We start from the raw sequence: 12,702 nt of genomic DNA, 5'->3' as shown, positions 1-12,702 counted from the left end.
ACCCATCGCCAGTGTCTCCGCCGGCAACGGCAGCGGCGTGCCGACCCGCGTCGAAAACTCGCGGATGTACGCGCTCAGCTGTTCGAGCTTTTCGTGCAAGAACGCGTTAAAGCGTATGCGGAAGCGGCCGTCGCGCACGGCTAGCAGCTTCGCCTCCACCCACAGCAGGAAGCACTTGTTCTCGCGATGCAGGTTGCTGTAGTAGCGCAGCACGCGCTCTTCCATTTCCTCGCGCGAAATCGCGTCTTCGAAGATGGCATGCAAGCCCGCCTGCATGGCCTCGTGGTCTCGCCGCAGTAGCTCGAGGAACAACTCGTTCTTGCTACGGAAGTTCGAATAAAACGCGCCGCGTGTATAACCCGCCGCCGCGGCGATGTCTTCGACACTCGCCGCGACAAAGCCTTTTTTCATAAAAATCGCTTGCGCAGCGTCGAGCAGACGCAGACGCGTCTGGTCTTTGCTCTGCTCGCGTGTAAGTCGTTGCCGTTTCATGGGCGCAAGTCTAGCACCGAAAAGAATTCCAATTCACTACAACATTCAAATACATGTGTGCATTAGAATGCATCCAATCATTCGAAGTCAGACGCGTATGCCGATTGCATGTTTTCGGCCGCGGGTCTTCGCTGGCGGGCCGCTGCGGCTTGCCGTGTTCGTTCGCTGTCTCCAGTTGGGGTAATTGTGAAACGTCCCGGTTCTCCCGCATCGTCTGCGATGCGCCAGCAGTTCCATCGGCATGCCCGTCCCGCGCACTTGCGCCGCGCAGCATTCGCCCTCGCTCTCGCCGGTCTCGTCACACTCGCCGCGTGCTCGAAGAAAGAAGTAGCCGCTCCCGCACCGCGTCCGGTGGTCGCCGTCGCCGTGCATGCGGACGGCAGCGCAATGGCTGCGGCATCGTTGCCAGGCGAAGTGCAGGCGCGCTATTCCACGCCACTATCGTTTCGCGTCGGCGGCAAAATCGTCGAGCGGCGGGTCCGTTTGGGCGACGTGGTGAAGAACGGGCAGGTACTCGCCCGGCTCGATCCGGCGGATGCGCAGAAGAATGCCGCCAGCGCGCAGGCTCAACTCGAAGCCGCGCAACACAGTCTCGTGTATGCGAAGCAGCAACTCGATCGTGACCAGGCGCAGGCCAAAGAAAACCTGATCGCGCCCGCGCAGCTCGAACAGACCACCAACGCCTACGCGTCAGCCGCCGCGCAGCACGACCAGGCCGCGCAGCAGGCAGCGTTATCGAAAGACCAGTTGCAGTACACCACGCTCATTGCCGACCACGCCGGTGTGATCACCGCCGAACAGGCCGACACCGGCCAGAATGTGTCCGCGGGTCAAGCCGTCTACAACCTCGCATGGAGCGGCGATATCGACGTGGTCTGTGACGTGCCGGAAAGCGCGCTAGCCGCGCTTTCGGTCGGGCAGACCGCGAAGGTCACGTTAGCCGCGCTGCCGGGCCGCAGCTTCAACGCGCGCGTGCGCGAACTGTCGCCCGCCGCCGATCCGCAAAGCCGCACATACCGCGCCAAGCTCACACTCGACAATCCCGGCCCGGACGTGCGCCTCGGCATGACCGCCGACATCGCGCTCTCCGCGCCTTCCTTTTCGAATTCTGCGGATCAGGGCAATGCTTTCACCGTGCCTGCCACCGCCCTGTTCCATGACGGCACACAGCCGGCCGTGTGGGTCGTGCGTACTGCCGATAACGCCCTGGAACTGCGCCGCGTAACGATCACCCGCTATAACGAGCGCACGATCGTGATCGGCCAGGGGCTCAAGGACGGCGAACGCGTCGTGCTGCAAGGCGTACACACCGTGACCGCCGGCGAAAAAGTCCACGTGATCCCGCCGCTGCATCCCGAGGACTTCGCTTCATGAGCACCACGCATGAAGAAGGACACTTCAACCTGTCCGCATGGGCGCTGCGCCATCAGGCGCTGGTGGTCTTCCTGATCGCGCTGTCGACCGCTTTCGGCATCCTCGCCTATACCCGTCTCGCCCAATCTGAAGATCCGCCCTTCACGTTCCGCGTCATGGTGATCCGTACCTTCTGGCCCGGTGCGACCGCGCGCCAGGTGCAGGAACAGGTCACCGACCGCATCGGCCGGAAATTGCAGGAAACGCCCGCGATCGATTTCGTACGCAGCTACTCGCGCCCCGGCGAATCGCTGATGTTCTTCTCGATGAAGGACTCCGCACCGGTCAAGGACGTGCCCGAAACCTGGTATCAGGTGCGCAAGAAAGTCGGCGATATCGCGGCGACCTTGCCGCCAGGCATTCAGGGCCCATTCTTCAACGACGAATTCGGCGACGTCTACACGAACATCTGGACGCTCGAGGGCGACGGGTTCTCCGCCGCGCAACTGCACGATTACGCCGACCAGTTGCGCACGGTGCTGCTGCGTGTGCCGGGCGTCGGCAAGGTCGATTATTTCGGCGATCCGGATCAGCACATCTACATCGAGATCGCCAACACGCAACTCACACGCCTCGGCATCTCTCCGCAGCAACTCGGCCAGGCGATCAATTCGCAGAATAGTGTCTCACCCGCAGGCACACTGACCACCACCGACGACCGCGTGTTCGTGCGCCCCACCGGCCAGTTCAAGGACGTGAATGCGCTCGCCGACACGCTGATTCGCATCAACAACCGCTCGTTCCGTCTCGGCGACATTGCGACCATCAAGCGCGGTTACGACGACCCGGTCGCCACGCAAATGCGCACCGGCGGCAAGGCGGTGCTCGGCATCGGCGTCACGATGCAGCCGGGTGGCGATGTGATTCGTCTGGGCAAAGCGCTCGATCTGCAGATGGTCACGCTGCGGGCCTCCCTGCCCACCGGTTTGCACCTGGTCGAAGTGTCGAGCATGCCGAACGCGGTGGCACATTCGGTCGACGATTTTCTCGAAGCCGTCGCCGAGGCAATTGCGATCGTGCTGGTGGTCAGCCTGCTGTCGTTGGGCGTGCGCACCGGCATGGTGGTCGTGATCTCGATACCTGTCGTGCTCGCCGTCACGGCGCTGTGCATGTATCTGTTCGACATCGGCCTGCACAAGGTGTCGTTGGGCACGCTGGTGCTTGCTTTGGGACTCCTGGTCGACGACGCGATCATCGCGGTCGAAATGATGTCGGTGAAACTGGAGCAAGGCTGGAACCGCACGCGCGCCGCAGCCTTTGCGTACACCAGTACCGCCTTTCCGATGCTGACCGGGACGCTCGTGACCGTGTCCGGCTTCCTGCCGATTGCCCTGGCGAAGTCGAGCACCGGCGAATACACGCGCTCGATCTTCGAAGTGTCGGCGATCGCGCTGATCGCGTCATGGCTCGCGGCCGTGGTGCTGATTCCACTGCTCGGCTATCACTTGCTGCCGGAGCGCAAACGTCAGGAACACGAAGCGGACGATCACGAACACGACATCTACGACACCCGCTTTTACAAGCGGCTGCGTGGCTGGATCAGTTGGTGCATCGAGCGGCGTTTCGTCGTGCTGGCGATCACCGTCGTGCTGTTCATTCTGGCCATGGCAAGCTTCACGCTGGTGCCACAGCAATTCTTCCCGAGTTCGGACCGTCCCGAGTTGCTGGTGGATGTGCGCTTGCCCGAAGGCGCGTCGTTCGAAGCGACGTTGCGGCAAGCGGAGCGGCTGGAGAAAGTGCTGGTGGGCCGTCCGGAAATCGATCATACGGTGGATTTCGTCGGCACCGGTGCGCCGCGCTTCTACCTGCCGCTCGATCAGCAACTGCCGCAACCGAATTTCGCGCAGTTCGTCATCACGGCGAAATCCGTGAAAGATCGCGAGAAGCTCGCGCAGTGGCTCGAACCGGAATTGCGCAACAACTTTCCGGCGATCCGCACCCGCCTGTCGCGCCTCGAAAATGGCCCGCCAGTCGGCTATCCCGTCCAGTTCCGCGTGAGCGGCGACGATATCGCCACCGTGCGCTCGATCGCCGAGCGCGTCGCCGCGACCATGCGTGCCGACCGCGGCACCAGCAACGTCCAGTTCGACTGGGACGAGCCCGCCGAGCGCTCGGTGCGCTTCGAAGTCGATCAGAAGAAAGCACGCGAACTCGGCGTGACTTCCGACGACATTTCGAGCTTCCTCGCGATGACGCTCTCCGGCTACACCGTCACGCAGTATCGTGAGCGCGACAAGCTGATCAGCGTCGATCTGCGCGCGCCAAAAGCGGAACGCGTCGACCCCGCACAGCTCGTCACGCTGGCGATGCCGACGCCGAACGGCCCTGTGCCGCTCGGCACGCTCGGCCATCTGCGTAACGACCTCGAATACGGGGTGATCTGGGAACGCGACCGGCAACCCACCATCACCGTGCAGTCCGATGTCGCGCCTGGCGCACAAGGAATCGACGTCACGCATGCAGTCGATAAAGCCCTGAGCCAGATTCGCAGCACGCTACCGGTCGGCTACCGGATCGAAATCGGCGGTTCAGTCGAGGAAAGCGGCAAGGGGCAAACATCGATCAACGCACAGATGCCGATCATGGTTATCGCCGTGCTGGTGCTCCTGATGGTCCAGTTGCAGAGTTTCGCGCGCGTGCTGATGGTGGTGATGACCGCGCCGCTCGGCCTGATCGGCGTGGTGATCACGCTGCTGCTGTTCGGCCAGCCATTCGGCTTCGTCGCGATGCTCGGTGTGATCGCCATGTTCGGCATCATCATGCGCAACTCGGTGATTCTGGTCGATCAGATCGAGCAGGACATTGCTGCGGGGCATAAGCGCTTCGACGCGATCGTCGGCGCAACGGTGCGACGCTTCCGGCCAATCACGCTCACTGCGGCAGCCGCCGTGCTCGCGCTGATTCCGCTGTTGCGCTCGAACTTCTTCGGCCCGATGGCAACGGCGCTGATGGGTGGCATTACCAGCGCGACCATCCTCACGCTGTTCTATCTGCCGGCCCTGTACGCCACGTCGTTCAGAGTACGCACCGACGAGCGCGAGCCGCAGGCGCCGTCCGGCACGACGCATTCGGGGAACTGAGATCATGGCTACCTTTGCATTTCCTCGACACCTGCGCCTCACGCTTCTCAGCGGCGCCGCGCTGGCCCTTGCCGCCTGCTCGTTCGGCCCGAACGGCGAGCCGCCCGCTATGCCGCAACCGGCTCACTATGGCGCCGAGGCGCAGCCGACGCAAACCGTGCCCGCACAAGGCATCACCCAGCAATTCGTGGTCGGCGCAAAGCCCGTGCCCGAATGGTGGAAGCTGTATCAATCGGACGCGCTGAACGCATTGGTCGACGAAGGCTTGCGCAACAGCCCGACGCTTGCCGCCACGGACAAGAGCCTTGCCGCCGCGCGCGAGCAATTGCGCGCGCAAATCGGCAGTTCACTGCTGCCGACCATCGACCTGGGCGGCCAGGCCACCCGCAACCGTGCGCTGGCGATTCCTGAGGCCGGTCCGAATACGTTCCTGTACAACATTTTCGTTGGTCAATTGCAGGCTCACTACACGTTCGACCTGTTCGGCGCCTCGCGTCTCGCCGATGCTGCGCTTGCGGCTCGCGTAAATGTGCAGGCGTATCAGTTCGATGCCGCGCGCCGGGCACTGGCTGCCAACATCGTGACGGCGGCGATCACGAGCGCGGCATTGCGCGCGCAGATCGACACGACCGAGCGTCTCGTGACGATTGCCAACGATCAGGCGCGCGACACGCAACGGCGCTACGCATTGGGCGCGGTCTCGCACGCCGACCAGTTGAGCGCGCAACAAAGTGCGGCGAGTCTGTCTGCAAGTTTGCCGGGTTTGAAGCAGCAATGGCTGACGACACGCCACGCTTTGGCGGTGCTGCTCGGCCGCACACCGGACGCGGCCCCGGACGACCTCGATCTTGCGCAACTGCATGTGCCTGAACAGGTACCGGTGGTGGTGCCGTCCGAGTTGCTGCGCTCCCGGCCCGACATTCAGGCGGCGGACGCCGCCTTGAAGGCCGCGGCAGCCGACGTCGGCGTCGCGACCGCGCAGATGTTCCCGAGTCTCTCGCTGAGTGCATCGATGGGACAAGGCGGCTTTAGCTGGCCGGTGGCGCTGTCCGGCGCGGGGGCGATATGGAGTATTGGCGCGTCCCTGTCACAACCGCTGTTTCACGGCGGCGCCCTGTTCGCGCAACGCCGCGCGGCGGTCGACACATATGACGCAACGGTTTCGCAGTACAAGCAAACGGTACTAGCCGCATTCCAGAACGTCGCCGATACGCTCGCAGCACTGCAGCACGACGCGCAGGCACTCGACGCCGCGAACATAGCAGCGCGCTCCGCGCAGGGAATTTTCGATGAGACGTCGGGGCGCTACCGGCTGGGCGCATTACCGATCGCGTCGACGCGCTCGAGCGAGCAGCAGTTCCGAAACGCCCAGCTCGATGAGATCCGCTACACAAGTGCGCGCCTGACGGACACCGCGGCCTTGTTCCAGGCAATGGGAAATCCACCATTGGAGTCGGAACCGTCTGCGACGGTGTCCGCGTCTGCGTCCGCATCGGCGGGAGTGCCAGCGGTTCCTGCGGCGAACGTGGGCGCATCCAACTAAACCTGGGATTCCGTACTTATAGCAGCGGACTTATCCCCAGTTTATGTCCATAAAGCTGTGGACAAATCACACCCTGTGATAAACAGCCCCGCCGCATAAGGCTTTGCGGGCGGCGTGTGGGGGAAATTTCGTTCCCCTCGCGCCCTCAAACATCCATTCCCCCGCGTTTCCCCACACGCTGCGGTGCGGCGAAACCTTCGTCCCCCACAGCAGGACGGTCCTACATATTAGACAGGTGTCTCGTTTGAGATTCAAGCTAACGGCGACCCTTAACGCCGACTGACAAGACAAGTGACTTGTCTAAAATCCATGCACGTGAGTTGTCGATGCTGCGGTGCACGCCGGGTGGGCGATGTTTCTCGCGTTCCCCCACGGCACGCTAGAACTGCGCGGTGGCCCGCGCTCCGATTGTCATCAACAAACAGGTCATAGGAGGGTTGCGCGTACCCAACCAGAACGTACGGGCTCCCGTGTCGTGGATCACTCTTCGCCGTTACCGGAATCGGGCAACTCCGGCACGGACGAGCGCCATTTGCGCGTCACGACGACAGGCTGCGCGGCGGCCAGGGGCTGTCCAGGCGTTTTCCAGTCCGGCCTGGGCGTCTCATGCCGTTCATATTCCGCTCGGGCTTCATTATCGGGACTGGTCGCCTCGTGGTCGTGGCTGCCCGCAGTTCTCCCGCCTGCCATGAACAGGGCAAAGCGCAGCCGTTTGCCGCTGCCGTACCCGGGGACCTGCACATCGGGTCCGTGTTCGCTGAACCCGGTCGTGACTGGCTTGCGGTTTCCCAGCATGCCCCGGCGTTTGTAGGGGTGATTGGACATAACAGGGTTCCTCAGAACTGCGCGGTGGCCTGCACGCCGAGCGTCACGCGCGAGGTCGGAAAGCCGCTGGGTTTGTAGACTGGCGTGCCGACGAACAGGTCATAGGAGACACCAACAAAACGTGACGGCAGACCACCGCGGATGCCGATCACTGCGCCCGCCAGTTGCGTACCGGCGAGAAACGCCGTGTTTGCTCCGAACACGCGCCCGTAGTCGATCCCCGCATACAGCGTCTGTCCGGTCTGTCCGATCGGTAATTGCAGCTCGTTACGCCAGTAAAAGCCCTTCTCTGCCGCCAGCATGGTTTCGCCGTCGAAGCCGCGCACGGTGTAACGGCTGCCGATGGTCAGGTCATCCAGATAGAACAGCGTGTCATTGGTGAACTGCGCGTGTACGGTCGTCGTGTACCGGAAATTCTGGCTGGCGACCGCGAACGGCACCGACAGGTTCGCATCGAGCACAGCCATGTGGTAACGGTAGGTGGGGCCGTCCGGATACGGGTCGGATGTCGCGCCAAGCCCGCCGATCCCCTGACGGTACGCGAGCGTGCCGTCGAACTGCGACGCGCCGAAGTAATGCCGGTCGGTCAGACCCGCTTCGATGAACGTGTTATTGCGCCGCTGCTGCGGTATGTCGGTGTCGTCAATGAAGCTCTCACCGAAACGCTTCGATAGCTGGAACTCCACGCCGAATACATCGCTCTGGCTGCGCCTTAGTACACGCGCCAGCCTGAGCGCGGCGGACTGCGAATTGCCGCTGGACACGAACGTCTGGTTCACGCCCGCGATGTTCTGGTAGTAGGTGTTCGTGTTGCCGGACAGCGTGGCCGTCCAGTAGCCCCATGGCACAGAGTACGAGCCGTTGAATCCGTGCGAGCCGAGCGACTTGTTGCCGAACGACAGGTCCTGGTTCGCGCCGACCGTGAATATGTCGTTCAGTCCGAGCGGATTGTCGATGCCCAGGCTGACGTTGCCCTGCCACTTGCCCGTCGCGTCCGTGCCCGAGTTGTCGATGGATGCGACAAAACTCCACGGCTTCGAACGCTTCACGCTCACCACGACATCGCTTTCACCCGGTGTATCGGTCGGCTCGATCTTCATGTCCACGTCCTGCGACGCGACATGCTTCATCTGCTCCAGTCCCTGTTCAAGATCGCGCAGGTCCAGCAGGTCGCCATCGCTTACCGGGAATGCGGATTTCAGGGTGCCGCGTGTGTCAGGGTCCGCAAAGCGGAGCTGGTGCACGACACCGGGAACGAGCGCAAATGCCAGCGCGCCGCTGGACAGGTCCTGCTGCGGGACGAGCACGCGCGTCGTGACATAGCCACGGCTCAGGATCGCCTGTTGCAGTCCCTTGGTCAGCGTGTCAATGCCGGACTTGCCAACGCACTGCCCCCGGTAGTGGTCAAGCCATTCACGCGCAAAGGCGAATGGGTCCAGTGATAGGGCCGACGCTCCCTTGCTGCGCATCGCATCGGGCAGCGTCGTGGGAACATCGAGCGCGAACCTGCCGATGCGAAAGCATGGCGTTTCGACCGGCAGCAGTGGGTAGCGCTCGATCTCTGGCAGCGTCGAACGCACGGCGGGTGCCTGCACGGTTGCGTCACGCTGCTGTGCGTCGCGTTGTTGCTGTATCTGCTGGTTCTGCTCGGCGTTGGCCCGTGCGGCGGCGGCTTCATCGGCTGGCGTCGGCGCATGCTGCGCGTTCGACGCGAGCGATACCAGGGCGGTGAGCGGCAGGGCCGCCAGCCTCTTTCGGATTTTCATGATGATTTGGATTACGGCTTGTTTGGGTTGCCGCTATCGTCCGTGACAGCGACCGCTCTCGACACTTGTTCGCGACGCCGACTTTAAAAAATGGACAACCGGTTTAGATCGAGCAGGTCGGGGTCGGCGCTTTCAAGCGCATCACTCGAAGTGATTCCACGCCTGTTTCTTAATCGCCTGCCGGGTTCTGCCTTCTAGTTTCAACCGATAAGGTCACTTGCCGGGAGTCTGCGCAAGAGTTCGTTGGAATCTGATCCGACTTCCTTCTCGCCATAACTGATTTTTACTTGCCCGTCCTTCAGCACAACCGATGATGCGGCGGGCAAAGCTAGGAAGGGAATTATTTCCGGCCGCTTGCTCGCAATTTCGAACAAAGATGCCAGACGCCCGTCGCCAGACTCGCTCGCTTCCGTCGCAAACAGCCATCCCGAATCGCTTCCCTGTGGGGATTCCCGCGACATCTGGAAATTCTTTGACGCCGCAAACTTTGGGGAGACCACGGCGGACTGCGTAAGCGAGGGAAACGAAGGCTCGACGCCCAACTGTTCAGCTACGCTTTTTTGAACGATGAGTTGTCGGTATGTCCTGCTCGCGCCGCGTTCCCAAACAATCGGAACCTCTCCGAACCGTGGTTCCCAAACGTCCAACTCGCCGCTTCCGGTGGCCTTGAGCATTAGAATCATCCAACCCATTTGAACGGTTTCGCCGGCTTTGAAAACAGTTCCTTGTCGAACCGCGTCTTCGAAATATGAAAGTATCGGTTTTGCTCCGAACTCCGGCCCTGATGGCATTGACACAACGATATCAGGGTGCTGAAACGGGGTGCCTAAATTCGATTTCATGTCTGCGAGAATAGACACTCACTTAACTCCTGTCGTCTCGAAGCAAAGCACTCAGTTTTCCAATCAACTCTTTCGCATCGTTCTTGTATCGCTGATTCCATGGCTCCAGCCACACCGCTGGTTTGCCGTCAGACTCCCATTCATCAAGTGCCAAGGCATTTACAATCTCAAGTTCAAACCAGCATTGTTCATATGCTGATCGTTGCCCGTCCGTGGGAAAGGCAACCGAATCAGTTTGTGGCAGTTCGCTTGCGTTGACGAAGTGTGCGTACTGGAAATGATCGTCTGCCGCCGACTCTGCCTGAGCAAGAATTTTCGCTACGTTCATATCATTTCCCATATTTAACTGTCACAACTTTACCTGCGCTATTGGTCACTACAGAGACATTATTTGTTGCGTCATAGAAAACAGTAGTGCCGCCGCGACTCGGTGTAGCAATACCATTATCAATCGCATTCTGAATGACCGAGGGTGTCAGCCCCCGGTCCTGCATTCGATCAAAAGCATGACCTGCGTAGTCTGTTCCGTCAACGCTTCCCGCCCCGTTCCGGGTAGGCTGATATGACGGATTTTTGGGCTGATTGAACTGGTTTGATTTGCTGCCCATAGGGAGCGAAGCCTCAGACTGCCCGCCGTTTTCTGCCTGCGTGGCATCATCATTTTTGTTGAACGTCGCATTGCCCGGCACGTACCCCGGCGTCCAGACCCCACCGTTCGCCGCGCCTCCGGTCGCGGAGTCCACCAGCACCGTTCCCGAACTCGCCGTCGGCGGCTCGCCACCCCTAGCGCCGATGACGGCATTGATACCATTTGCCGCGCCTTGTGCCATCAGGTCGGTTGGCGACTCAGCCATTTTTGCAGCTGCGCCACCCTTAACCATCCCGATAAACTGGTCGATCAGATTTCCAATCGACTGTCCCTGGGTCGTGCCCGGGGCCACACCGATTACCTGCTCAACAAGGCGATGAGCCTTGTCCTCGTCCCTGTTGTTGCCCTGATTGTAGAGGTTCACGTTCGACGCGCCCGCCGCGCCGGCCGTTCCGCCAATGATCGCGCCACCCATGCCCGCAGCGATGTTCCCGGCCAGGTTGCCGATCAGCGACGAGCCGGTCGCGCCCGCAACGGCGTCGCTAAACTCTTTCGTCTGTGGTGCCAGAATGGACGAGATACCCGCTCCAGCAGCGCCGCCAATCGTGCTGAACGCGCTCCCGCCACCCAGCCCACCAATCAGCGCGCCGCCAGCCGCGTGAAGCTCCGCGCGAGAATCGCCACCTTCGCGCCAGTTGTTGTAGTCAACCAGCGCAGCGGCCATGCCTTCGGTATCTCCCCGATCCTTCGCGGCCTGGAGCGCAGTCACCGCATCGTCGCGTTTCATATCCGCATACGCGCCAATGCCTTGCGAAACCGTCTGCCCTGCCGCCTGCGCGGCTTGCATCGTGTCGGCCTGTTGGTTCAGGATGCGGTTCACATCTGGCGTTTTCGCCACCGTGCCGTTCGTGTCCGTCGTGTCGCGGCTCAGGCTCTCCACGTCCTGAGCCTGATGTGCGCCGTCAGTGATACTGATCGTGCCCGCGCTGATGGCGCTCCGTGTGGTCGCGCTCGAATCGTCGCTCTCGTTCTGCGAGATCATCGGTGACACGCCAGGCTGACCGCTGACCGAGCCGGGACCGGTCGCCTTACCCGTCGAACCCACCCCCACGCCCGCGCTGATACCGTTGCTGTTCGCGTCGTAATGTGACTGGTTCTGAATGTCGCTATACGTGAGCGTTCCGGTCGTCAGGCTGTTTTTCGAGGCGTCCGCCGCGCTGGAAATCACTGCGCCCTTCAGGTCGGTGTTGCCCTTGACGTTGACATTGAAACCGCCATCGCCCGCATTGATCCCGGCCTGCTCATTAACGCCCGCATAGTTCGAATCTGCATGACCGTTCTGCGCACTGAAACTCGCATTGCCGCCGCCCTGGCTGATCGTGAAGCCACCGCCCGCGCTGCTCTGATGCGCAGCGCTGTTCGTCACGTCCTGCACACTCGCGATGTTCAGATTGCCGCCAACGTCAGCCGTGACCTGCTTGCCATTTATTTGCGAACCGATGATGTTCGTATCGCCGCCCGATATCACTGTAACGCTGTTCGCGCCCGTGACGTGCGAGGCGTTCTGGATCGACGCGTCACTGTTCGCATCGCCATGGGCGTTTGCCATTGCCGCCGAGACACCAAAGCCGCCGCCTGCCGTGTACTGCACGCCAACGCTTGCGCTGCTTGAACTGTTCGAGCTACGCGTCGAATCGGTGTCCGTCGTGTTAATGACGTTCACCTGGTTCTTCGCAGCAAGCACGACATCATTCGCGCTCACGTTCGATCCGGCGATAGTCACGTCGCCGTTCGTCGCGACGAATGCCGCCGTGCCGCCTGCCTGCACGCTGGAGCCACGCTGCGTCGTCTGCTCCTCCGACGACTGGTTCTGGCTCTTGCTCGAACCGATACTGACCTTGATACCGATGTCGGGCTTGCCGCCATCGGCCAGCGTCTTCGCACCGATGCCCGTCAGCGCAGCGTCACCCGCCGCCGCAATGCTGTGTAGGGCGGCGGCGCGGTCATTGCCGGTACTGCTGGAATTCTTCGCCGCCTGACTTTCGGAATACGCGTTGTTGATCGCATCGCCCACCGACCCCGCAAGCCCAATCGTGAGACCGCTGCTGCTGGTCTTCTGCGTCTGCGCCTGGTGTGAGGTATCGGCTGCAGC

The 12,702-nt window shown here is 61.8% G+C and carries 8 protein-coding genes and 1 pseudogene; 3 read left to right on the top strand and 6 right to left on the bottom strand.

Annotated elements, in window-relative coordinates:
* Positions 1 to 492: TetR/AcrR family transcriptional regulator (locus tag VFE81_RS25875; protein WP_325047305.1), on the bottom strand; the 492-nt coding region annotated here is incomplete at its 3' end.
* Positions 493 to 711: 219 nt separating this feature from the next.
* On the opposite strand from VFE81_RS25875, the gene VFE81_RS25870 reads away from it, so the two are divergent.
* Genes VFE81_RS25870 through VFE81_RS25860 form a run of 3 tightly spaced genes read left to right on the top strand, consistent with a single transcriptional unit; the run spans position 712 to position 6,528 of the window.
* Entirely contained in the window at positions 712 to 1,866 is a 1,155-nt protein-coding gene (locus VFE81_RS25870; RefSeq protein WP_325047304.1) for an efflux RND transporter periplasmic adaptor subunit, read from the top strand.
* The gene (locus VFE81_RS25865; protein WP_325047303.1) at positions 1,863 to 4,985 is read left to right on the top strand and encodes an efflux RND transporter permease subunit; all 3,123 of its coding nucleotides are present in this window, start codon (positions 1,863 to 1,865) and stop codon (positions 4,983 to 4,985) included. The genes VFE81_RS25870 and VFE81_RS25865 overlap by 4 nt, the downstream gene beginning before the upstream one ends.
* A gap of 4 nt (positions 4,986 to 4,989) precedes the next feature.
* Positions 4,990 to 6,528, top strand: a complete 1,539-nt coding sequence (locus VFE81_RS25860) for an efflux transporter outer membrane subunit (RefSeq protein WP_325047302.1) — start codon at positions 4,990 to 4,992, stop codon at positions 6,526 to 6,528.
* 480 nt (positions 6,529 to 7,008) lie between these two features.
* Here the strand turns inward: VFE81_RS25860 and VFE81_RS25855 are convergent, their stop codons facing one another.
* The 5 genes and pseudogenes from VFE81_RS25855 to VFE81_RS25835 form a co-directional block, all read right to left on the bottom strand.
* Positions 7,009 to 7,353 carry a hypothetical protein gene (locus VFE81_RS25855; protein ID WP_325047301.1) on the bottom strand — a complete coding sequence of 115 codons (345 nt, stop codon included), beginning with the start codon at positions 7,351 to 7,353 and terminating at the stop codon, positions 7,009 to 7,011.
* 11 nt (positions 7,354 to 7,364) lie between these two features.
* Positions 7,365 to 9,119 carry a ShlB/FhaC/HecB family hemolysin secretion/activation protein gene (locus tag VFE81_RS25850; protein ID WP_325047300.1) on the bottom strand — a complete coding sequence of 585 codons (1,755 nt, stop codon included), beginning with the start codon at positions 9,117 to 9,119 and terminating at the stop codon, positions 7,365 to 7,367.
* A 200-nt stretch (positions 9,120 to 9,319) separates the two neighbouring features.
* Positions 9,320 to 9,979 (bottom strand): immunity protein Imm33 domain-containing protein, encoded by a 660-nt coding sequence (locus VFE81_RS25845; protein WP_325047299.1) that lies wholly within the window; start codon positions 9,977 to 9,979, stop codon positions 9,320 to 9,322.
* A 4-nt stretch (positions 9,980 to 9,983) separates the two neighbouring features.
* Entirely contained in the window at positions 9,984 to 10,289 is a 306-nt protein-coding gene (locus tag VFE81_RS25840) for a hypothetical protein (protein ID WP_325047298.1), read from the bottom strand.
* Positions 10,290 to 10,926: 637 nt separating this feature from the next.
* A pseudogene (locus VFE81_RS25835) lies at positions 10,927 to 12,702 on the bottom strand (hemagglutinin repeat-containing protein); the annotation flags it as partial.

The sequence above is a fragment of the Paraburkholderia sp. genome, from assembly GCF_035656215.1.
GTDB lineage: Bacteria > Pseudomonadota > Gammaproteobacteria > Burkholderiales > Burkholderiaceae > Paraburkholderia.
This window is presented reverse-complemented; position numbering and strand designations above follow the sequence as displayed.

What these genes read in the sequence shown, in the direction of transcription:
- VFE81_RS25840 (WP_325047298.1), bottom strand. Translation starts at nt 10,289, where the DNA reads ATGAACGTAGCGAAAATTCTTGCTCAGGCAGAGTCGGCGGCAGACGAT.
- VFE81_RS25860 (WP_325047302.1), top strand. Translation starts at nt 4,990, where the DNA reads ATGGCTACCTTTGCATTTCCTCGACACCTGCGCCTCACGCTTCTCAGC.
- VFE81_RS25870 (WP_325047304.1), top strand. Translation starts at nt 712, where the DNA reads ATGCGCCAGCAGTTCCATCGGCATGCCCGTCCCGCGCACTTGCGCCGC.
- VFE81_RS25850 (WP_325047300.1), bottom strand. Translation starts at nt 9,119, where the DNA reads ATGAAAATCCGAAAGAGGCTGGCGGCCCTGCCGCTCACCGCCCTGGTA.
- VFE81_RS25855 (WP_325047301.1), bottom strand. Translation starts at nt 7,353, where the DNA reads ATGTCCAATCACCCCTACAAACGCCGGGGCATGCTGGGAAACCGCAAG.
- VFE81_RS25865 (WP_325047303.1), top strand. Translation starts at nt 1,863, where the DNA reads ATGAGCACCACGCATGAAGAAGGACACTTCAACCTGTCCGCATGGGCG.